Source organism: Methylomarinovum caldicuralii (assembly GCF_033126985.1).
GTDB lineage: Bacteria > Pseudomonadota > Gammaproteobacteria > Methylococcales > Methylothermaceae > Methylohalobius > Methylohalobius caldicuralii.
Genome location: NZ_AP024714.1, coordinates 2,507,007 through 2,527,416, shown reverse-complemented (window position 1 = coordinate 2,527,416; position 20,410 = coordinate 2,507,007). Strand labels below are relative to the sequence as shown.

At 62.7% G+C, this 20,410-nt stretch carries 16 protein-coding genes; 7 read left to right on the top strand and 9 right to left on the bottom strand.

What is annotated here, in order from left to right:
• Window positions 1-62: 62 nt before the first annotated feature.
• Genes dnaB through radA form a run of 3 tightly spaced genes read left to right on the top strand, consistent with a single transcriptional unit; the run spans window position 63 to window position 3,854 of the window.
• On the top strand, window positions 63-1,439 hold the full coding sequence (gene dnaB, locus MCIT9_RS12730; RefSeq protein WP_317705250.1) for a replicative DNA helicase: 1,377 nt from the start codon (window positions 63-65) through the stop codon (window positions 1,437-1,439).
• Window positions 1,436-2,518 carry an alanine racemase gene (gene alr, locus MCIT9_RS12725; RefSeq protein WP_317705249.1) on the top strand — a complete coding sequence of 361 codons (1,083 nt, stop codon included), beginning with the start codon at window positions 1,436-1,438 and terminating at the stop codon, window positions 2,516-2,518. Before dnaB ends, alr begins: the two co-directional genes overlap by 4 nt.
• Entirely contained in the window at window positions 2,493-3,854 is a 1,362-nt protein-coding gene (gene radA, locus MCIT9_RS12720) for a DNA repair protein RadA (RefSeq protein WP_317705248.1), read from the top strand. The genes alr and radA overlap by 26 nt, the downstream gene beginning before the upstream one ends.
• Window positions 3,855-3,902: 48 nt before the next feature.
• Here radA and MCIT9_RS12715 read toward each other — a convergent pair whose 3' ends face one another.
• Window positions 3,903-4,487 (bottom strand): DJ-1/PfpI family protein, encoded by a 585-nt coding sequence (locus tag MCIT9_RS12715; protein ID WP_317705247.1) that lies wholly within the window; start codon window positions 4,485-4,487, stop codon window positions 3,903-3,905.
• A 134-nt stretch (window positions 4,488-4,621) separates the two neighbouring features.
• On the opposite strand from MCIT9_RS12715, the gene MCIT9_RS12710 reads away from it, so the two are divergent.
• Together MCIT9_RS12710 and MCIT9_RS12705 are read left to right on the top strand one after the other, a co-directional pair.
• Complete coding sequence (locus MCIT9_RS12710; protein ID WP_317705246.1) at window positions 4,622-5,050, top strand: DUF2267 domain-containing protein; 429 nt, start codon at window positions 4,622-4,624, stop codon at window positions 5,048-5,050.
• Window positions 5,051-5,191: 141 nt separating this feature from the next.
• Complete coding sequence (locus tag MCIT9_RS12705; RefSeq protein ID WP_317705245.1) at window positions 5,192-6,211, top strand: AI-2E family transporter; 1,020 nt, start codon at window positions 5,192-5,194, stop codon at window positions 6,209-6,211.
• On the opposite strand, the gene MCIT9_RS12700 is transcribed toward MCIT9_RS12705, so the two are convergent.
• The 5 genes from MCIT9_RS12700 to MCIT9_RS12680 all read right to left on the bottom strand — a co-directional run bounded on the left by MCIT9_RS12700 (window position 6,208) and on the right by MCIT9_RS12680 (window position 11,499).
• Window positions 6,208-7,701: a SpoVR family protein gene (locus MCIT9_RS12700; RefSeq protein ID WP_317705244.1), complete on the bottom strand. Its 1,494-nt coding sequence runs from the start codon at window positions 7,699-7,701 to the stop codon at window positions 6,208-6,210. The genes MCIT9_RS12705 and MCIT9_RS12700 overlap by 4 nt on opposite strands.
• Before the next feature lie 142 nt (window positions 7,702-7,843).
• The gene (locus tag MCIT9_RS12695) at window positions 7,844-9,106 is read right to left on the bottom strand and encodes a YeaH/YhbH family protein (protein ID WP_317705243.1); all 1,263 of its coding nucleotides are present in this window, start codon (window positions 9,104-9,106) and stop codon (window positions 7,844-7,846) included.
• A 2-nt stretch (window positions 9,107-9,108) separates the two neighbouring features.
• Window positions 9,109-9,333 (bottom strand): hypothetical protein, encoded by a 225-nt coding sequence (locus MCIT9_RS12690; protein ID WP_317705242.1) that lies wholly within the window; start codon window positions 9,331-9,333, stop codon window positions 9,109-9,111.
• A gap of 5 nt (window positions 9,334-9,338) precedes the next feature.
• The gene (locus MCIT9_RS12685) at window positions 9,339-9,572 is read right to left on the bottom strand and encodes a hypothetical protein (protein ID WP_317705241.1); all 234 of its coding nucleotides are present in this window, start codon (window positions 9,570-9,572) and stop codon (window positions 9,339-9,341) included.
• A 4-nt stretch (window positions 9,573-9,576) separates the two neighbouring features.
• A complete protein-coding gene (locus MCIT9_RS12680) occupies window positions 9,577-11,499 on the bottom strand; it encodes a PrkA family serine protein kinase (RefSeq protein ID WP_317705240.1) in 1,923 nt (640 codons plus the stop codon).
• 126 nt (window positions 11,500-11,625) lie between these two features.
• Between MCIT9_RS12680 and MCIT9_RS12675 the strand changes: the two genes are divergently transcribed.
• Both MCIT9_RS12675 and MCIT9_RS12670 read left to right on the top strand, forming a co-directional pair.
• A complete protein-coding gene (locus MCIT9_RS12675) occupies window positions 11,626-12,450 on the top strand; it encodes a DUF72 domain-containing protein (RefSeq protein WP_317705239.1) in 825 nt (274 codons plus the stop codon).
• A gap of 14 nt (window positions 12,451-12,464) precedes the next feature.
• On the top strand, window positions 12,465-13,475 hold the full coding sequence (locus MCIT9_RS12670; RefSeq protein ID WP_317705238.1) for a choice-of-anchor A family protein: 1,011 nt from the start codon (window positions 12,465-12,467) through the stop codon (window positions 13,473-13,475).
• Here MCIT9_RS12670 and MCIT9_RS12665 read toward each other — a convergent pair.
• From MCIT9_RS12665 to MCIT9_RS12655, 3 genes are read right to left on the bottom strand one after another with little or no spacing between them, the layout of a single operon-like run.
• A complete protein-coding gene (locus tag MCIT9_RS12665; RefSeq protein ID WP_317705237.1) occupies window positions 13,432-15,789 on the bottom strand; it encodes a cellulose synthase subunit BcsC-related outer membrane protein in 2,358 nt (785 codons plus the stop codon). The genes MCIT9_RS12670 and MCIT9_RS12665 overlap by 44 nt on opposite strands.
• Window positions 15,786-16,811 carry a family 8 glycosyl hydrolase gene (locus MCIT9_RS12660; protein ID WP_317705236.1) on the bottom strand — a complete coding sequence of 342 codons (1,026 nt, stop codon included), beginning with the start codon at window positions 16,809-16,811 and terminating at the stop codon, window positions 15,786-15,788. Before MCIT9_RS12660 ends, MCIT9_RS12665 begins: the two co-directional genes overlap by 4 nt.
• The gene (locus MCIT9_RS12655; protein WP_340681277.1) at window positions 16,789-20,316 is read right to left on the bottom strand and encodes a cellulose biosynthesis cyclic di-GMP-binding regulatory protein BcsB; all 3,528 of its coding nucleotides are present in this window, start codon (window positions 20,314-20,316) and stop codon (window positions 16,789-16,791) included. The genes MCIT9_RS12660 and MCIT9_RS12655 overlap by 23 nt, the downstream gene beginning before the upstream one ends.
• Window positions 20,317-20,410: the final 94 nt, after the last annotated feature.

Sequence of the window (20,410 nt, the reverse complement as noted above, 5' to 3'; positions counted from 1 at the left end):
TTCCCCGTTTGGACACCCGCCCCGCCTCTAATTCCTTGATTCTCCTGGACTAAAGCCATCCCATGAGCCGGCCCGCCGAAATCGCCCTGCCACCCAAGGCGCCTCCCCATTCCCTCCAGGCCGAGCAGTCGGTCCTCGGCGGCCTGATGCTCGACGCCGACGCCTGGGAGAAGGTGGCCGACCGCCTCAATGAGGCCGATTTCTATCGCAAGGAGCACCGCCTCATCTTCCGCGCCATCCGCGACCTGGCCGAAGGCGACAAACCCTGCGACGTGGTCACGGTGTCGGAGCTGCTGGAGCAGCGCGGCGAACTGCAGGACGCGGGCGGGCTGGCTTACCTCACCGCCCTGGCGGAGGCCACCCCCAGCGCCGCCAACATCACCGCCTATGCCGACATCGTCCGCGAACGCGCCATCCTGCGCCAGCTGGCCCACGTGGGCACCGAGATCGCCGACGCCGCCTTCAATCCCGAAGGCCGCAAGGTGGACGAGCTGCTCGAGGTGGCAGAGCAGAAGGTATTCCAGATCTCCGACCAGCGTCAGCGCGGCGACGGCGGCTTCAAGCCGATCAAGGGGGTGCTGGCCATGGCGGTGGACCGGATCCAGGAGCTGTACGAAAAGGGCGGCAGCGTCACCGGCGTCAGCACCGGCTTCACCGACCTGGATCAGATGACCGCAGGTCTGCAGCCGGCCGATCTCATCATCATCGCCGGGCGGCCGTCGATGGGGAAGACAAGTTTTGCGATGAATATCGCCGAGAACGTCGCCATCAAGGAGCAAAGGCCGGTGGCGGTGTTCAGCATGGAGATGCCGGCCGACCATCTGGCGATGCGGATGATGTCGTCCCTGGGGCGCATCGACCAGCATCGCCTGCGCATCGGTCAGCTGGAGGACGACGAATGGCCGAGGATGACCTCGGCCATCAACATCCTGGCCGGCACCCAGCTGTTCATCGACGACACCCCGGCCCTGTCTCCCACTGAACTTCGGGCCCGCTGCCGCCGGCTGGTGCGCGAACACGGCGAACTGGGGCTGGTGGTGATCGACTATCTCCAGCTGATGCAGTGCCCGGGGGCGGGGGAGAACCGCACCGCCGAAATCTCGGAAATCTCCCGCGGCCTGAAAGCCCTGGCCAAGGAGCTCAACGTGCCGGTCATCGCCCTGTCCCAGCTCAACCGCAACCTGGAGCAGCGCCCCAACAAGCGGCCGGTGATGTCGGATCTGCGGGAATCGGGGTCCATAGAACAGGATGCCGACGTCATCGTCTTCATCTACCGCGACGAGGTGTACAACGAGGACAGTCCCGACAAGGGCACCGCCGAGATCATCATCGCCAAGCAGCGCAACGGTCCCATCGGCACCGTGCGCCTGACCTTCCTGGGGCAGTACACCCGCTTCGAGAATTTCGCTCCCGACCCTTACGCCGAGGACGATTATTGAGCGCCAATCCCCGCATCCTCCTCGATGCCGACGCCCTGCGGGCCAATCTGGCCCGGGTGCGGGCCCTGGCGCCGCGGGCCAAAGTGCTGGCGGTGGTCAAGGCAGACGCTTACGGTCACGGACTGGTGCCGGTGGCGCGGGCGCTGGCGGGGGCCGACGGTTTCGCGGTGGCGCGGGTGGCGGAGGGAATTGCACTGCGCCGGGCCGGAATCGGTCACCCTGTCGTGGTGCTGGGCGGATTCTTCGACCGCGGGGAGGCCGAGGCCTGTGGCCGTCACCGCCTGGATCCGGTGATCCACGATCCCGACCAGTTGCCCTGGCTGCCGGAAGACGTCCGTCCCTGGATCAAGTTCGACAGCGGCATGCACCGCCTGGGACTGGGCGAGGCGGCCTTCCGCAAAATCGTCTCCCGTCTGGCGCCGCGCCGTCCGGTGCTGATGACCCATCTGGCCTGCGCCGACGAGACCGACAACCCGGCCACGGCGGAACAACTGCGCCATTTCGGCCGTCTCTGCGAGGGAACGGCCTTCGAGCGCAGCTGCGCCAATTCCGCCGCCATCCTCGCCTGGCCCCAGAGCCACGGGGACTGGGTGCGACCGGGGCTGATGCTCTACGGGATTTCCCCGTTCCCCGGCCGCAGCGGCGCCGAGCTGGGGCTGCGGCCGGCGATGGCCTTCCGCGCCCGCCTGATCGCCGTGCGCGAGCTGCCGACCGGGGAGGCGGTGGGCTACGGCGGCGCCTGGGTGGCCCGGCGGCCCACCCGCCTGGGGGTGGTCGCCGCCGGTTACGGGGACGGCTATCCGCGCGAGGTGCAGCCCGAAACTTCGGTGTGGATCGGCGGGCGGCGGGCGCCGGTCGTCGGCCGGGTGTCGATGGATCTGCTCACTGTGGATCTGACCGACCATCCTGGCATCGCCCCGGGGGCGGAGGTGGAGCTGTGGGGGCCGAACCTGCCGGTCGAGGAGATCGCCGCCTGCGCCGGCACCATTCCCTACACCCTGGTCTGCGGCGTCACCGCCAGGGTGGCGCGGATCGAAACCGAACGGAGCGAGGATGGCGCGCGCCAAGGTTGTCTATAGCTGCAGCGAATGCGGCCACACCCAGCCCAAGTGGGCCGGGCGTTGCCCCGCCTGCGGGGCCTGGAGCACGCTGGTGGAGACGGTGGCCGAAGCCAAACCGGCCGCCGGTCGCTTCGCCGGCTATGCCGGTGCCGCCGGCGAGGGCCGCATTGTCCCCCTGGGCGAGGTGGAGGCCGCCGAGGTGGCGCGGATCGCCACCGGCCTCGGCGAGCTCGACCGGGTGCTGGGGGGCGGGCTGGTGAAGGGATCGGCGGTGCTGATCGGCGGCGATCCCGGCATCGGCAAGTCCACCCTGCTGCTGCAGGCGGCGGCGACGTTGAGCCGGAGTGTCAGGATTCTTTACACCACCGGCGAGGAGTCGGTGCAGCAAGTGGGACTGCGGGCCGAGCGCCTGGCCGCCGACTGCCGCCGGGTGCCGGTGCTGGCGGAGACCGCCCTGGAACGCATCGCGGCCATCGCCGAACGCGAGCGCCCGGAAGTGCTGGTGATCGACTCGATCCAGACGGTCTACAGCGAACAGCTCAGCTCCGCCCCCGGCTCGGTGGCCCAGGTGCGCGAATGCGCCGCCCAGCTGGTGCGCCAGGCCAAGGCCCGGCAGATGGCCCTGTTTCTGGTGGGCCACGTCACCAAGGAGGGGGCGCTCGCCGGCCCGCGGGTGCTGGAACACATGGTGGACACGGTGCTGTATTTCGAGGGCGAGGCCGGCAGCCGCTTCCGGGTGCTGCGGGCGGTCAAGAACCGCTTCGGCGCCACCGGCGAGCTGGGGGTGTTCGCCATGACCGAGGGTGGGCTGAAGGAAGTCAGGAATCCTTCGGCGATCTTCCTGTCGCGCCAGATCGACGACGCCCCCGGCAGCGCCGTGTGCGTCATCCGCGAAGGCAGCCGGCCGCTGCTGATCGAGGTCCAGGCCCTGGTGGACGACAGCCCCCTGGGCAATCCCCGCCGCATCACCGTGGGGATGGAACACAACCGTCTGGCGATGCTGCTGGCGGTGCTGCACCGCCACGGCGGTGTCCCCCTGGCGGGGCAGGACGTGTTCGTCAACGTGGTCGGCGGGGTGCGCCTGGCGGAGACCGCCGGCGACCTGGCGGTGGTGGCGGCGGTGCTGTCGAGCCTCAAGGATCGCCCCCTGCCGCGGGACTGGGTGATCTTCGGCGAGATCGGCCTCACCGGCGAGGTCCGCCCCGTGCCCCACGGCGAGGAACGCCTGCGCGAGGCCGCCAAGCACGGCTTCAAGCGCGCCATCGTCCCCAAGGCCAACGTGCCCAAAAAGGGCATCGAAGGCATGGAGATCGCGGCGGTGCGGACCCTGCAGGAGGCGCTGGAAGCGCTGTGATCCTCAGCTGTTCACCGCGCAGCATCTGGGCCAGCTGTTCCTCGGGCGTCACGTCTCGATCCGTGTTCCCAAAAGTTCCAGAAAGGCGCGCATCCACGCCGGATGGGCCGGCCAGGCCGGGGCGGTGACGAAGTTGCGGTCCACGTGGGCGTTGCTGTAGTCGGCGTTGGGGCCGATGTATTTGGCGCCGGCCAGTTCCACCTCCGGGGCCACCGCCGGATAGCAGCTGATCTCACGGCCCTCGATCATCCGGGCGGCGCTGAGCAGCTGGGCGCCGTGGCAGATGGCGGCGATGGGCTTTTCGGCTTCGGCGAAGTGGCGCACCACCTCCAGCACCTTCGGCTCCAGGCGCAGGTATTCGGGGGCGCGGCCGCCGGGGATCACCAGGCCGTCGTAACCGGCCGGGTCGATGGCGTCGAAGTCGGCGTTGAGGGCGAAGCAGTGGCCGGGTTTTTCGGTGTAGGTCTGGTCGCCCTCGAAGTCGTGGACCGCGGTCTTGACCGTATCCCCCGCCTTCCTGCCGGGGCAGACCGCATCCACCCGGTGGCCGGCCATCACCAGCATCTGGAACGGCACCATGACCTCGTAGTCCTCCACGAAGTCGCCCGCCAGCAACAGGATCTTTTTCGCCATGTCGTCCTCCTCGTCCGTTGACATCGTTGCGGGCATGTTACCCAGCCGGCGGCGGTTTGCAAAGCCGGCTTGAAATCGGCGCGGTCGGTCCCCATAACTTTCACGATGGCAATCACGTCAAGTGGAGGTGGATCATGACTGCAGGCACAGGTTTCGATCCCATCGACCGGACCGTTCAGAAAACTTTCGAATGGCTCAAGGAGATCGAACAGGATCTGGGCAGCGACGACCGTTACCGGGCCTATCACGCCCTGCGTTCGGTGCTCCATCATCTGCGCGACCGCCTGACCGTGAACGAGGCGGCCGACCTGGCGGCGGAGCTGCCGCTGCTGATCCGCGGCATTTTCTACGAGGGCTGGAATCCGGCCAAGGTACCGGTGAAGATCCGCCACCGGGACGAGTTTCTGGGGTTGATCGCCAGGGATTTTCCCGAGGAGCCGGAGGAGAATGCGGAAAAAATCGCCCGCGCCGTGTTCAATGTGTTGCGCCGCCACGTGGCGGCGGGCGAGATCGAGGACGTGTTGAACGCCCTGCCGAAGGAACTTCGGGAGCTGGTCACCTAGGCGCTCCCTGCCTCGGGTGAAACGCCCCGGCGGGACTGCCCGCCGGGGCATTTTGGTTGCGCCCCTGTCGCCGTGCCGTTACATTGGCCGGAAAAACGGCGCCGATCCATGCAGAATACGTCATTTTCCTGTTGGTGGCTGGTGATACCGGCCGCAGTGGCCGGGCTGGTCTATCTGCTCGCCCCGGTGCTCATGCCCTTCGTCATCGGCGCGCTGCTGGCCTATCTGGCCGATCCGCTGGCCGACCGCCTGGAGGCATGGAAACTGGGGCGCACCACGGCGGTGGTGATCGTGTTCGGCCTGCTGCTGTTGCTCCTGATCGTGGTGCTGCTGATTGTGATTCCCGCCCTGGAGCGCCAGGTTTCCCGGTTTCTCGCCGATCTTCCCCGCTATCTGGGGTGGATCCGGGACACCCTGATTCCCTGGCTCGAGGCGCGGCTGGGGATCGATCTGGCCGAATACGATCCGCGGGCGGTGGTCGAGCTGCTGCAGCAGGACTGGCAGCGGGCCGGCGGTATCGCCGCCGCGGTCGCCGGTTCCCTCACCCGTTCGGGGGCGGTGATTCTCGGCTGGCTGATGAACGCGCTGCTGATTCCGGTGGTGACCTTCTACCTGCTGCGGGACTGGGACCGGCTGGTGGCCGGGGTCGCCGGTCTGTTGCCCCGGCGGACGCTGCCGACGGCGGCCCGGCTGGCGCGGGAGGCAGACGAGGTGCTGGGGGTGTTTCTGCGCGGTCAGCTGTCGGTGATGGTGGCCCTGGGGGTGATCTACAGCGTGGGGCTGGCGCTGGTGGGCCTGAACACGGCAATGGTGATCGGCATGATCGCCGGAATCATCAGTTTCATCCCCTATCTGGGGACCTTCGTCGGCGTGGTGCTGGGGGTGCTGGCGGCCCTGGTGCAGTTCCACGACCTGTGGCACGCAGGGCTGGTGCTGGCGGTGTTCGGGGTGGGGCAGCTGCTCGAGGGCATGATCCTGACCCCCCTGCTGGTGGGCGACCGCATCGGCCTGAATCCGGTGACGGTGATCTTCGCGGTGATGGCCGGCGGCCAGCTGTTCGGGTTTCTCGGAGTACTGCTGGCCCTGCCGGCGGCCTCGGTGATCATGGTGCTGCTGCGCCACGCCCACGAGCTATACAAGGCCAGCGCCTGGTATGCCTAGCCGCACTCGTAGCACCACTTGACCCGTCCGCGCTCGTCAACCGTCTCCAGGCGCACGGTGAAGCCCCACAGGCGGTGGACGTGCCTGAGCGCTTCCTCGGCGCTGTCGGCCAGGGGGCGGCGGTTGTGCTGGAAGTGGCGCAGGGTGAGGGAGCGGTCGCCGCGGGTGTCCACCGACCACACCTGGATGTCCGGCTCCAGGCTGCCCAGGTTGTACTGTTCGGCCAGTTTCTCGCGGATGGCGCGATAACCGGCCTCGTCGTGGATGGCGCTGATCTCCAGCTCCTCCTCCTGGTCGTCGTCGAGAACGGCGAACAGATGAAAGTCGCGGATCACCCGGGGGGAGAGGTACTGGGCGATGAAGCTTTCGTCCTTGAAATTGCGCATGGCGAAGTCCAGGGTTTCCAGCCAGTCGCTGCCGGCGATCTCCGGGAACCAGCGCCGGTCTTCTTCGCTGGGATGCTCGCAGATGCGCCTGAGGTCGCGGAACATGGCGAACCCGAGGGCGTAGGGATTGATGCCGTTGTAGAAGTCGTGGTCGAAGGGAGGCTGGGCGATGACGGCGGTGTGGGTTTCGAGGAATTCGAGCATGAAGCCGTCGCTCACCAGCCCCTCGTCGTAAAGCCGGTTCAACAGGGTGTAGTGCCAGAAGGTGGCCCAGCCTTCATTCATCACCTTGGTGTGGCGCTGGGGGTAGAGGTACTGGGCGATCTTGCGGACGATGCGGACGATCTCCCGCTGCCAGGGTTCCAGCAGGGGGGCGTTCTTCTCGATGAAGTAGAGCAGGTTTTCCTCCGGTTCCGGCGGGAAGCGCTCCTCGCGGAACTCCCGCCGCCGCGGGCTTTCGGGGACGGTGAGGCGCCATAGGTCGTTGATCTGGCTCTGGAGGTAGGCTTCCCGTTCCTTCTGGCGCTGCTGTTCCTCCCGCAGCGACAGGGGCGGGGGCTTGCGGTAGCGGTCCACGCCGTAGTTCATCAGGGCGTGGCAGGCGTCGAGGATCTCCTCCACCGCTTCCTCGCCATAGCGTTCCTCGCACTCGGTGATGTAGTTCTTGGCGAACACCAGATAATCGACGATGGCGTCGGCGGCGGTGAAGGTGCGGAACAGGTAGTTGTTCTTGAAGAAGGAGTTGTGGCCGTAGCAGGCGTGGGCGATCACCAGCGCCTGCATGGTCATGGTGTTCTCCTCCATGAGATAGGCGATGCAGGGATTGGAGTTGATCACCAGCTCGTAGGCCAGCCCCATCTGCCCGCGTTTGTAGTGCTTTTCGATGGAGAGAAACTGCTTGCCGAAGGACCAGTGGTGGTAATAGACCGGCAGGCCGCAGCTGGCGTAGGCGTCCATCATCTGTTCCGAGGAGATGACCTCGATCTGGTTGGGATAGGTGTCGAGGCCGAATTCCGCCGCCAGGCGGGCGATCTCGGTGTCGTATCTTTCCAGCAGTTCGAAGGTCCACTCGGAGCCGGTGGAGAGGGGTTTTCGCTCACTCATGCCAACTTCCATAGGTCAGTGTGGGGCGGGTGGAGCCGGGGCCACAGGGCGTACCCGGCCTGGATGGCCGGATCCGAGCCTCCAGGGAAGGATTTACGGCGTCCCTGTGGACCCGGCTTCACCCGCCCCCGGCCACCTGCGGTCATTGATCAACCCCCTTCTTACGGAACAGCTCCCGGAACACCGGATAGATGTCCGCCGGCGAGTCGATGGCCTGCATGGCGAAATTGGGCCAGCGCTGCGCCACCTTTTCGTATTCCTGCCACAGCCCCAGCGGATAGTCGTTGTCGATCTCCACGTAGGCGTAATACCGCAGCCAGGGCATGATTTCCTCGTCCAGCAGGCGGCGGCAGTTGCCCGAATCTTCCGGCCAGTTGTCACCGTCGGAGGCCTGGGCGGCGTAGATGTTCCAGTCCTGGGTGGGGTAACGGGCGCGGATGATGTCGCGCATCAGCACCAGGGCGCTGGAGACCACGGTGCCGCCGGTCTCGCGGGAGTAGAAGAATTCCTCCTCATCCACTTCCTTGGCGATGGTGTGGTGACGGATGAAGACCACGTCGGTGCGTTCGTAGTTGCGCGACAGGAACAGGTACAGCAGCAGGAAGAAACGCTTGGCCAGGCTCTTCTTGTACTGGTCCATGGAGCCGGAGACGTCCATGAGGCAGAACATCACCGCCTGGGTGGTGGGCCTGGGGATCTGGATGCGGTTGCGGTAGCGCAGATCCAGGGTGTCGATGAAGGGGACGGTGGCGATGCGCCGTTTGAGCAGCTCGATTTCCTGCGCCAGCGCTTCGATGTCCCTTTCCGGGGCGTTTTCGGCTTTGAGGGCGGCCAGTTCCGCCTCCAGTTCCCCAAGGCGGCGGCGCTTGCCCGCGGTCAAGGCGATGCGGCGGGCGTGGGCCTCGCGCAGGGATCTTATCACGTGCAAATTGGGGGGAATGCCGTCCTTGCTGAAGCCGGCCGGAACGGATTGGTGGGCCACTTCCCGGGCCAGCCTGGTCTTGACCAGGTCCGGCAGCTCCAGGTCCTCGAAGAAGAATTCCAGGAACTCGTCCCGCGACAGCTCGAAGACGAAGTCGTCCATGCCTTCGCCCTGGTTGCTGGCCCGGTTGCCGCGCCCGGCGCCGCCCTCGGGGCGGGGGATGCGGTCGCCGGTGACGAAATCCCGGTTGCCGGGGTGGACGATCTCGCGCCGCCCGCCGGGGCCGTGCTGGAACACCGGCTCGGCCAGGTCCTTGGTTGGGATGGTGACCTGTTCGCCGCTGTCGGTGTCGGTGACCGAGCGCCCGTCCACTGCGTCGGAAACCGCCTTTCTGATCTGCCTGCGGAAACGTTTGAGAAAACGCTGGCGGTTGACGGCGCTTTTGTGCTTGGGATTGAGGCGGCGGTCGATGATCTGGGACATGGTCAGGCTGCCTCCTCATCGAAGGCGGCTTCCGCCGCTTCGGGTAGTTCGATGGCGACGAAACAGGGATCCGGATACAGGTAATCCTCACCCGACTCATCCACGACCCGCAGGCAATGGTGCCGCTGTGCCTCCGGGTCGGGGACGACCTGATAGACCTTGCGCTTTTCCAGGGCCGCCGGGTAAGCGGAATTGTCGATGCAGAGGACGAAACGGGTATCGTTCATGATGTTCAGTCCAGAAAACGTTTGATTTTGAACTCTCTTCTGCCGATGCCGCTGGCTTCGTACCAGTGGATTTCCGCCAATCTCACCGTGCCATCGGGAAGGCGGATCTCGGCGACCCCCTTGCGCTTGCGCCAGTTGCCGCGGCCATAAACCTTCTGCAGGCGGGCCGGTTCCCGAATGCCTCGGCCACTGGCGAAGGTTTCGACGCCTTGGATGTCGCCGAGGATCTCGAACCACATCGCCTCAAGTGGATTTTCTCACCCGCAGGTACCATTCGCACAGCAGCCGCACCTGTTTCGGAGTGTAGCCCTTCTCCACCATGCGGTTGACGAAGTCCTCGTGCTTTTTCTTGTCCTCCGCCGAGGCCTTGGCGTTGAAGGAGATCACCGGCAGCAGTTCCTCGGTGTTGGCGAACATCTTCTTCTCGATCACCCGCCGCAGCTTTTCGTAGCTGGTCCAGGAGGGATTCTGGCCGCCGTTCTTGGCCCGGGCCCGCAGCACGAAGTTGACCACCTCGTTGCGGAAGTCCTTGGGATTGGAGATGCCGGCGGGTTTTTCGATTTTCTCCAGTTCCTCGTTGAGGGCGCGGCGGTCGAAGATCTCGCCGGTGTCCGGATCGCGGTATTCCTGATCCTGGATCCAGTAATCGGCGTAGGTGACGTAGCGGTCGAAGATGTTCTGACCGTACTCGGCATAGGATTCCAGGTAGGCGGTCTGGATCTCCTTGCCGATGAAGTCGATGTAGCGCGGGATCAGGAATTCCTTGATGTAGCGCAGGTATTTCTCCTCGGTTTCCGGCGGGAACTGCTCCTGGACGATCTGCTGCTCGAGGACGTAGAGCAGATGCACCGGATTGGCGGCCACCTCGCTGTGATCGAAGTTGAACACCTTGGAGAGGATCTTGAAGGCGAAGCGGGTGGAAAGTCCCTCCATGCCCTCGTCGACGCCGGCGAAATCCCTGTATTCCTGGTAGGACTTGGCGCAGGGATCGGTGTCCTTGAGGTTCTCGCCGTCATAGACCCGAATCTTGGAGTAGATGCTGGAGTTCTCCGGCTCCTTCAGGCGCGACAGCACCGCGAACTGGGCCAGCATCTCCAGGGTGTGGGGGGCGCAGGGGGCGTCCTTCAGGGAGCTGTGGCGCAGCAGCTTGTCGTAGATCTTGACCTCTTCCGACACCCGCAGGCAGTAGGGCACCTTGACCACGTAGATGCGGTCGAGGAAGGCCTCGTTGTTCTTGTTGTTCTTGAACTGCTGCCATTCCGATTCGTTGGAGTGGGCCAGGATGATGCCCTCGAAGGGGATCGCCGGCAGCCCCTCGGTGCCCTTGTAGTTGCCCTCCTGGGTGGCGGTCAACAGAGGATGGAGCACCTTGATGGGGGCCTTGAACATCTCCACGAACTCCATGATCCCGCGGTTGCCGCGGCACAGGCCTCCGGAGTAGCTGTAGGCGTCGGGGTCGTCCTGGGAATAGTGCTCCAGCTGGCGGATGTCCACCTTGCCCACCAGGGAGGAGATGTCCTGGTTGTTCTCGTCCCCCGGTTCGGTTTTGGCGATGGCGCGCTGGTCGAGGATGGAAGGATAGAGCTTGACGACCTTGAACCGGGTGATGTCGCCGCCGAACTCGTGCAGGCGCTTGCTGGCCCAGGGGGACATGATGGGCTTGAGATAGCGGCGCGGGATCCCATATTCGTCTTCGAGGATGGGGCCGTCCTCTTCGGGATCGAACAGTCCGAGGGGGTTTTCGTGAATCGGTGAGCCCTTGATGGCGTAGAAAGGCACTTTTTCCATCAGGGACTTGAGCTTTTCCGCCAGGGACGATTTGCCCCCGCCCACCGGTCCCAGCAGGTAGAGGATCTGCTTGGCCTCCTCCAGACCCTGGGCGGCATGGCGGAAGTAGGCGACGATCTGCTCGATAGTCTCCTCCATGCCGTAGAATTCGTCGAAGGCGGGATAGCGCTTGAGGACCTTGTTGGCGAAAATCCGCGACAGGCGCGGGTCGAGGCGGGTATCCACCAGCTCCGGCTCGCCGATGGCCAGCAGCATGCGCTCGGCGGGGGTGGCGTAGGCGGACGGATCGTCGCGGCAGATTTCCAGGTATTCCTGGAGCGTGTATTCCTCCTCCTGTGTGGCTTCGTAACGGTCGCGGTAATGGTCAAAGATCCCCATGAAATCCTCCTCAAGGCAAACGACAAGCGGACGTGACGCACGCGTCCCGGTTTCCGGGACGCAGATTCCGTACCAGGGAAAGAGCGGGCAAAGAGCTGGCGGGCACGAAGGCATTCGTGTCCTACTGTGACGCGAAGAAAAGTGCGGAGGTTCCTCAAAATCGGCAAAAAAACCGACGGCAATCCGGCGCCCGAAGTCCCGGAGCGCCGCAACGCCTTGAGAATCGGCACTTCCGGCTGGCATTATCCCCATTGGCGCGGGCGTTATTATCCGCAGGACCTGCCGGCTGCCAAATGGCTGGCTTGGCATGCCCGCGACTTCGACTGCGTCGAGGTCAACAACAGCTTCTACCGCCTGCCCTCAGTGGAGACGGTACGGCAGTGGTGCGCCCAGGTGCCGGAAAGCTTCCGGTTCGCCGTCAAGGCCAGCCGTCTCATCACCCATCTCAAAAAGCTGAGACAGTGCGAGGCGGCGCTACAGGCCTTTCTGGACGTGGCCGACGCCTTCGGTGCCAGGCTGGGCCCGATCCTGTTCCAGCTGCCGCCGCGCTGGCATGTCAATCCCCGCCGCCTGGCCGAATTCCTCGCCCTGCTGCCGCCCTGGTACGAATACGCCTTCGAATTCCGCGATCCCAGTTGGCACTGTCAGGAAATTTATCAGCTGCTGGAAAGGTATCAGGCCGCTTTCTGCCTCTTCGACCTCGCTGGGCACCAGTCTCCGATGGTGGTCACCGCGAGGCTGATCTATATCCGCCTGCACGGCCCGGCGCGGCAGGCCTATCATGGTTGTTATACCGAGGCGCAGCTGGAGGCGTGGGCGGGGCGGGTTCGCCGCTGGGTCCATGGAGAAGGGCATAAGGTTTGCCTGTTTTTTGACAACGACGCATGTGCCTATGCGGTGAAAAATGCCCTGGCACTGAAACGAAAACTCGGACTCAGTTCGAACATGTAAGGGGTGATCATCCTATGAATCGCATCGTCTGCCTGCTTTGGTTGTTCTTGCTGCCGTTGACGGTGCAGGCCATCTCCCTCGGTGTCGCCGGCCGTTACAATCTGGTAGTGCTTGGGGACATGATCGGGGAGTATTCCGATGTGGAGGGACGGGTGGCGGTCGGTGGCGATGCCACCTTGAGCCATTACGCTGTCGGACAATTGTTGTCCGATTCTGACAATTTTTCCGCCACCCTGGTGGTCGGCGGCGATCTCATCTTCCACGACGGTCGCGTCTATCACGGCAACGCCTACTATGGCGGTTCCGCTGACATCCAGCACGTCGGCTTCTACGCCGACGATCCCGCCGTTCCCACCGGGCGGCCGGTGGCGGGAGCGCCGTTGAACTTTACCGCATTGACCCAGGATCTGTACGACCGTTCCAGCGCCTGGGCCGGGCTGGCAGCCAACGGTTCCGCCTGGCGGGACGGTTCCGGAACGGGTTGGGCGCTCCATCTTGCCGGTAGCGATCCCTGGCTCAACGTATTTGACATCAATGCCTCCTGGTTGGGAGGTGCCTATGGTCTGTGGCTGGATGTACCCCTGGCCTCCACGGTGTTGATCAATGTGGACGGGATCATGGCGGAGCTGGACAATTTCGGCTTTTTCCGCAAAGTGGACGGTGGCTGGTTGCGGGTGCCCGATAATCCGGCCGACCGACACGACGGCAGTCTCACCCGCCGGGTGTTGTTCAACTTTTTCGAAGCCCAAGACCTGAGCATCCACAATATCGGCGTCAAGGGGAGCATTCTGGCGCCGTGGGCGGAGTTGTCCTTTTACGATGCCCACATCGATGGCAACCTGATTGTAAGATCACTCCAAGCCCCGCCTGTGGGGAAGTGTGGCAATGCCTCGGCGGACCGCTGTTCCGGTCAGGTGAACCATTACCTGTTCATTCCGGAGCCAGAATCGCTGGCTTTGCTTCTGGCCGGTTTGGGAGTTCTCATTCGATGGCGCCGAACAGAAGTGCCGGCAGGTCGCTGCTGAAGACCGCCCGCCGGGGTTCGAACAGCAGGCGGATGAAGAGGCCGACGCCCACTTCCCTGAAGTCCCCGCTCTTGCGGGCGTAAACGCCGCCCCCCAGCTGCACCAGCGGATTAACCTGTCCCACCATGCGGACACGCAGATCCGGGGCGAATCGGGTGGTGCGGCTGGATGGGTAACGGCCGTCGCAGCGGGCGAAAGGGCAACCGATGGGAAACCACGGTGCCGTGGCCTCGTAAAAGTGCTGGATGCCCAGCGCCATGCGCCCCTCTATCAGAAATCGCCGGCCTTCCTGAGTTTGAAGATTCAGCTGCAAGCCCTCGCCATAGAAGCGCTGGGGGCTGAAATAGCCGCCGTGGCCCAAGCGGAAGTGATTCTGGTTGTTGCCGTAATGCTGGAAGTCGAAGTAGGGGCCAAGGGTCAAATAATCGAATCCAGCCAGGCGGATGTTGTAACCGGGTGCGATAGTGTACTGAATGGCCCAGTTGTCCTTGGTGCGCCGGCCGTCCAGAAAAGCGACATCAAAATTTTGATAAACGCTCCAGTGCTCCCCCAGATTCAAAATATTGCGGGTCTGAATGCCGCTGCGCAATACCCGCCCCCATTTTTTCCCCAAAGCCTTCCAGCCCGTGTAGGAAAGCAGGCTGAGCCGAACCGGCTGGGAATACAACTCTACATTCCAGTTGAGTTTCCGCCAGTGATCCTGTAAACCCAGGCGCAAGGTGGGACGGGGAGTGATGAGATCATTGATGGGAGTATGGCCCAGGGTCAAATAAGGATTGAAACCGCCTTCCCGGCGGTAGGACAGTTCCAGCCAGGCGGCCTGGAGGGCATGGATCGGAGGATCGTTTTGAAGCTGCTGTGCCTGGGTCGCATTGGCAGCCAGACGGGAGACATTGTTGAGTTCGCCGCTGGCAAGGTCGATCCGCCCCAGAGACAGCCCAAAACGCTGGCTGCCGTGAACATATTTGCCCGAAAATAAAGGGACCATCAGGATTTCCAGGCGGTCCAGCCCTTTGTCACCCGATTTAAACCGGTACAGAGCGGAGGTTTCCAGACCCGGGCTGTCAATATTTTCCAGTTGTGGCACTGCTCCGGGATCGGTTTGGCGGGCGAGCAGGAACCGCTTGCGGGCATAGTACAGTTCCGCCTTGCGGCGCCGGATGATCCGGTCCAGCACGGGTGATCGCCGCAAGTGCGCAGGCTCAAGGCCACTGTCCAAATAGGCCTGTATCATGGCCTCGGCATAGTCCGCCCTGTCGGGATGGTCTTGATACAGGGGCTGGAAATATTGCAGCGCCGCCTGCGGATTGCCGGTTTTCATTTCGATCCAGCCCAACAAGTATCTGGCTTCGTCACTTTGTTGCAGCCAGGGCAGAGCGTGCTGAACCAGATGGCGGCTGCGGCTGTAGTCCCCATTCTGATAGGCCTGCCAGGCCTGCAACAGCAAATGGTCCCCCGTCAGATGGCGGATACGTGCCGACTCCCGGCCAAAACGGCTGGCCAATTCCAGCAGACGCTTGTTGTCTCCAAGCTGCCGGTATGTCAAGGACAGCCCATAGGCCAGCTCCTCTTCCCTGGGAGCCAGTTTAAGACCCTGTTCGAACCAGAATGCCGCCGCCTGCCAATCTTGCTGTCGGTAGGCTGCCCATCCCAATAGCCGGATGAGATCCAGGTCGCGTCGGGCCACGATGGTTTCTGCAATTTCCTTGGTCTCGCTCAGCAGGCGTGACTGGTTTTTGTCATGATGAAGCTGCAGCAGTCTTCGACGCTGATTTTGATAGTGCAGATTTTTCCAGGTGGCTGTATTCAGCTTCCCACGGGCATCGTGAAGCAGTTGCCCGAAGACGGGGGGAGGCAGTTGCCACAGGGCCCTTTGCAACAGATCTTCAGGTTGAACCGATGGGCAAGCGAGCAAGCGCCGGTAGCTGTCCAAAGACCTTTGGAGTTCGCCAGCCTTGCCATAGGCCAATGCCAGGGTTTCCAAGTGGCCGGGATGCCGACAGCTGAAAAGGGATGGATACCGCCTTGCCAGTTGCAGCAAGCCAGGCCAATCCTGTTTTTTGACGGCCGCAGCAATGCGACGGTGGCGCCTCTGCCAGACCTGCCGTTGCCGCAGCCTGCCCATTTCCTGAAGCAGTTGCGGCGGCGGTTGCCAGCTGGGATAGTTGTGCCGCCATTCTTTAATCACCCGGGCCAGCGTTTCCAGCTTGTGCGCCTGAAACAGTTGCCAAAGAATCCGTTCATCCGGTGCGCTTGGCTGGGCCGGCAGGCTCAGGGGAAGCATTATCACAATCAGGGTGATCCAGCGCTTCATGGAATTCTGCGGGCAGCCAGATGGCTCAGGAGGATGAGACTGGTGGAGTAATAGGCGTCTTTCGGCGTGGGGCTGGGCAGATACAGCCACCAGCTTTTGCCGATGGCAAAGCGGCTCAGATTGTAAATGGCCCGGGTCCCACCCGATGCCGGATAGGCTCCCACGCAACCGAGTTCCAGGTCCAGCCAAGGGGGAAGGAAGCCGCCAAACGCCTTCCAGAAATCCACAAAGGGACTGAGCAGTTCGCGATTGTGGTAACCGCCCCAAACCAGATACAGGGGAATGCGAACGGCGTCATAGCCAAAGCGGGGTGGGTGCTTGGGGTCCGGTTGCAGGGTTTCTGCCGCCTCAACCCAGTCGCTTGGCAGTTTCCAGGTTCCGAACCGCGCCTGTCTAATCAGTGCCAGTCCGCCATTGACCAGTTCCCGCCAGACCGGATCGGAATCGGCGGCGGCAAAACGCCGCAGGGCCGGAAACACCCAGTAGGACAGGTTGAGTGTCAGGCGGCCCTGATGCTCAAATCCATAGGCTCCGGGCAGTAACACCGTATGAGAGTGCCAGCGACGGACGATCTTGGGCTTCAAATCTGCCAGGATGGCTCGGGCTTCCCGTTCCCATATCGGCTCATTCCAACGGCCGGCGGCCTCCAAAAGCGCCCAGGCGATCAGCAGGTCGCCGTCGGTGGCATTGTTGGGGTCCTCCTGGCTCAGGGGTACGTGGGGCCGGTGGCGCCACATGAACAGGTGATCCCCGCGGACCTGAAGGTTGGCCCGGGTCCATTGCCACAGGGATTCAAAGGTGGGTCGGTCCCCGGCGGCCACTGCCAGCAACATGCCATAGCCCTGTCCCTCAGAGTGGGTGACACCCTGGTTGCCGGTGTCCACCACCCGGCCGTTCTGGATGAACCTGGTCTTGTAGCTTTCCCAAAGGGATTCCAGCGGAGCCACAAAAGCGCAGGACGGCAGCAGGGCGATGCAGAGGAGAGCCGCAAAAATGCCCTTAGGGCGTAAAATCTCTGGCATCGGGATGGAGGCGGTGCTTGAAGCGCCGCAGCAACCGGTGGATGATCCAGGAAAGCAGCAGTACCATAACCAGGACAGCGGTCAGCCATTGCCAGGGATGACGGGCGAAGTGGAAAATCAGCCGGGAGTTTAGTTTGGCGTCGCCAATGTAGAATGTCGGGCTGATTTTTTGCCAATGCAGGGTTTTATCATCGGGCCGCCACAAGATGAGATCGCCCCGCATCTGGGCCCAGAGGGAAGGTCCGGTCAGGGTGCGCATGGCAGGATACAGGCGTTCCTTTGCAGTGAACAAGGTGATCAGTCTCTGCTTCTCCGTGGGAAAAGACATGCCCAGGGCCCAGGAGCCGATGCCTCCGGTCTGCGGAATACGGGCGTGACGTGGTTCCAAAGGTATTTGGCCGGGTTCAGTAAACAGTTTCCTCCATAAGCGCTCTTTCCAGTCCCGGGTTCGGGCAGTTGCCTGTCCCAGAGAGTAAAACCAGGTTTTCCAATGAGCTGTTGGATTGACCGGTGCGGTTTTAAACAAGCCTGGATTCAGGTGATCAAGGGGGCCAACCGCAAACAGGTGGCGTGCATCGTCGATGGCGGCAAAGGAAAGCCGGGCCTTGGTCAGGGGCAGGCCGTTGAGGCGGGCAAGCCTGCCCATCAGGTGCCAGGCCGAGAGGATGCTGTCGCGGCTGGCGTCCAGGACCCGGACTCCCAGCATGGCACCACTGCCCTGTAAGTAGGGAAAGCCCGTACGGGACAGCAGGGCCAGATCCGGAAGCTCGGCGTAATGGTCCACAGCGGGAAATTCAATGGTGGAATCATCGTACAGGGTGAGGGCCAGGTGATCGGTGTGGAAGAACAGGCACTCCCCGGTGACCGCAGGCACCAGTCGGGGGAGGAAGCTGATGCGGTTGCGGCCGGGTTTCAGGGTGCGGAGCGGCACTGCGACGTAATAGTCCTGGTATTGGCTGCCTGTTTCAGCGGGCAGGGGAACGGCGCGTTCGAAAATCCCGTTGATGCGCATTTCCAGAAGCGAGTCGCGCCGCATGCCGGCACTGTAGGACAGGTGCAGTTTGAGAATCACTTCAGCAGTCTCCGGCGCATACCAGTCCGCCGGCATGAAGAATTCTATCTCCAGTGGCCTGGGTTTGAGGCCGCGGACTGCCCGGGTGGCAAAGCCCAGCTGCGAGAAGCTGTAAGTTGCTTCCGGCACCACTGCCGTGAGACCTTGATGGGGATTGACAGGGTCGAGGTTTGGCTCCCGGATCAAAGTGGCCGCCGAATCCGGCAAGGGAAAGTTCAAAAGGGAAAAGGCTTCGGCAGCCCGGTGCACTTCATCAGGAGTGATTCCCGAGATCACCAGCACAAAATGTTCCGGTTGTTGGGGGGCGGGGAAAATGCCCAGATAGGCCCCTTGGATGGCCCGCAGAGGCGCATCTCCCAGCAATGGTCGCAATTGCCTCCGGGTGCCAATCAACACTGTGTCCCCATCGGTCGGACCTGGCAGCAGAATTTGTGCCGCCGGCGCGACAGCCGGTGGGGCGATTGCTTGAGTCAGGTCCAGGGTGAACGGGGCATGGCGCCGGCGCAAGGCGATACCTTGTGCAATCAGGCTGCCCCATGCCAACTGATCATCGTCGAAATCAGCCGTGGGGATCAGGAAATGGATGCGATAGTCCGGCAGTGTCGGATCTATTAACCTTGACAAAGCGGACAAGCCTGCCTCAATCGGGCGCGGATGTTGCAGCAGGTCCAGGTGGGAGTGAACGGTGTCGATTTCTGTCCACAACTCCGGGCTGGTGGGGTCTTCGCACTGGGATTCAGTGTAATGCTGGACGGTGATGAAACGCAATTCGTTGTAACCGCTCACCAGTAATTCGGCAGGAATCGGTATATCGACAATCCTGTGAGGATTAGTGGGGGACAGACGCCACTGACTGACAGTGACCCCGTTGATTTTGATCCGCAGTTGCGATCTGGATGCCACCAGGGCGGCAGAATGGAAGAAATCGAGGTGCAGCCGGGCTGAGCGAACCTGTCGGCGTGGGGATATCGGGAAATGCAGGACGTAATCGTCACTGACATTGCGGAGGACGACCCGCTCCGGCCTGGCCATCATTTCCGCCAGCGGCAGGTGGACAGGCTGTGGCCCTTCGGTCTCTTCAGCCCGGAGCCCGAAAGCCAGCACCAGCAGCACCAGCGCCAGCCCGGGGAGCAACCACCTTTGAAGCGGATACCGCCGCCTTTCCGGCAACAGGGAGGCTAAGTGTTCCCATGCCTGCAGCAGCCCGTTGGCCACCAGGGTCAGAAAGGCTCTGAGAATGCCCACATCCCGATCCCGTTGCCGGAGGATCCTCTCCCAGCGGCGGCTGTCACCGTGGACAAGCAGGACCACGTCACGATAGTCCTGCAGCGAAAGCGGCGAGAAATGAACACCCGCCAGGGGTTGCCTGGAAGCGGGATGGCGGCTGATGATTTCCACACGAAGCTGCATTGTTTTATTCCGAACAGGATGAATGAATTCCAAAGTGCCACGACGACTGTCATCGGGAAGCGCCTGGCTGAGTTTCAAGGCGGCACCGCCAATGGAAAAATCCTGAATCTGCGCGGCAATCCTGTATCCCCCCACATTAAGGGTGGCGGACATCCGGTCGGCCGGAAGGCGGGGGCTGTGTCGTCGCTGTCTGCGCTCGTAAAGCGCCCCCAGAGCGGCGGTGAGAATGAGCAAATTGAAAATGGCCCACAACATAGTGATCAGGATCAGCTCCCGCTGATCCGGAAACGCCTGCCAGCGCCACCAGCCAGAGAGAATGCCTCCCGCGGTCAGAAACATGAGAATATAGAAAGGCCGGGCCAGAGGGGAGATGAAATCGGTCTGCAGTCGCTCACCTTTGGGTGTGACAACAAAACGGGGTGACTGAGGATTGCGGAGGGTTTCAAACACCGCCTGCAAGGTGAACAGGGACTGCATGCTTTCATAAATTTCGGACAGCAAAAACCAGCGCACCCGCCCGAACAGATAATTGGTCGTCAGAATCAATGCTAGCAGGTAAGGAATGGTATAAGCCGCTATTTGTGCCAATCCGGCATCATAGATATGGAGGCCAAAATACAAGTAAAACAACGGAGCCAGCAGAAAAATGACCCGGGCAAAGGGAAAGAACCAGAACAGCATGCAATTAAAGTAGCCGAGCCGCTGCCACAGCTTCAGGCCCTTGAGAAACAGGGGGTTTTTGAGCACAAACAGCTGTACCATCCCTTGGGCCCAACGCATGCGCTGCCTGACGAAGCTGGTGAAGGTTTCCGGCTGCAGGCCGGAAATCATTGGCTTGAGCAGATATGCGGAATCCCAGCCGCGGGCATGAAGGTCGAGGGAGGTGGCTGCATCTTCGGTCACCGACAGGGTGGAGAATCCCCCGATCTCCTCAAGGGCACCTCGTCGCAGCACTGCCGCCGAGCCGCAGAAAAAGGAAGACTGCCAGAAATCAAGACCCGGCTGGATGGCTTCGTAAAACATATCGTTTTCCGACGGCATGCGGTTAAAAAGTCCCAGGTTTTTCTCAATGGGATCGGGGGTGACAAAAAAATGAGGGGTCTGGAGCCACCCTATT

Excerpts from the sequence above, each read along its gene's own strand:
- MCIT9_RS12685 (WP_317705241.1), bottom strand. The coding sequence starts at position 9,572 with ATGTGGTTCGAGATCCTCGGCGACATCCAAGGCGTCGAAACCTTCGCC.
- MCIT9_RS12655 (WP_340681277.1), bottom strand. The coding sequence starts at position 20,316 with ATGTTTTACGAAGCCATCCAGCCGGGTCTTGATTTCTGGCAGTCTTCC.
- MCIT9_RS12700 (WP_317705244.1), bottom strand. The coding sequence starts at position 7,701 with ATGAGTGAGCGAAAACCCCTCTCCACCGGCTCCGAGTGGACCTTCGAA.
- radA (WP_317705248.1), top strand. The coding sequence starts at position 2,493 with ATGGCGCGCGCCAAGGTTGTCTATAGCTGCAGCGAATGCGGCCACACC.
- MCIT9_RS12715 (WP_317705247.1), bottom strand. The coding sequence starts at position 4,487 with ATGGCGAAAAAGATCCTGTTGCTGGCGGGCGACTTCGTGGAGGACTAC.
- MCIT9_RS12710 (WP_317705246.1), top strand. The coding sequence starts at position 4,622 with ATGACTGCAGGCACAGGTTTCGATCCCATCGACCGGACCGTTCAGAAA.
- MCIT9_RS12665 (WP_317705237.1), bottom strand. The coding sequence starts at position 15,789 with ATGAAGCGCTGGATCACCCTGATTGTGATAATGCTTCCCCTGAGCCTG.
- MCIT9_RS12660 (WP_317705236.1), bottom strand. The coding sequence starts at position 16,811 with ATGCCAGAGATTTTACGCCCTAAGGGCATTTTTGCGGCTCTCCTCTGC.
- dnaB (WP_317705250.1), top strand. The coding sequence starts at position 63 with ATGAGCCGGCCCGCCGAAATCGCCCTGCCACCCAAGGCGCCTCCCCAT.
- MCIT9_RS12670 (WP_317705238.1), top strand. The coding sequence starts at position 12,465 with ATGAATCGCATCGTCTGCCTGCTTTGGTTGTTCTTGCTGCCGTTGACG.
- MCIT9_RS12695 (WP_317705243.1), bottom strand. The coding sequence starts at position 9,106 with ATGTCCCAGATCATCGACCGCCGCCTCAATCCCAAGCACAAAAGCGCC.
- MCIT9_RS12690 (WP_317705242.1), bottom strand. The coding sequence starts at position 9,333 with ATGAACGATACCCGTTTCGTCCTCTGCATCGACAATTCCGCTTACCCG.
- MCIT9_RS12680 (WP_317705240.1), bottom strand. The coding sequence starts at position 11,499 with ATGGGGATCTTTGACCATTACCGCGACCGTTACGAAGCCACACAGGAG.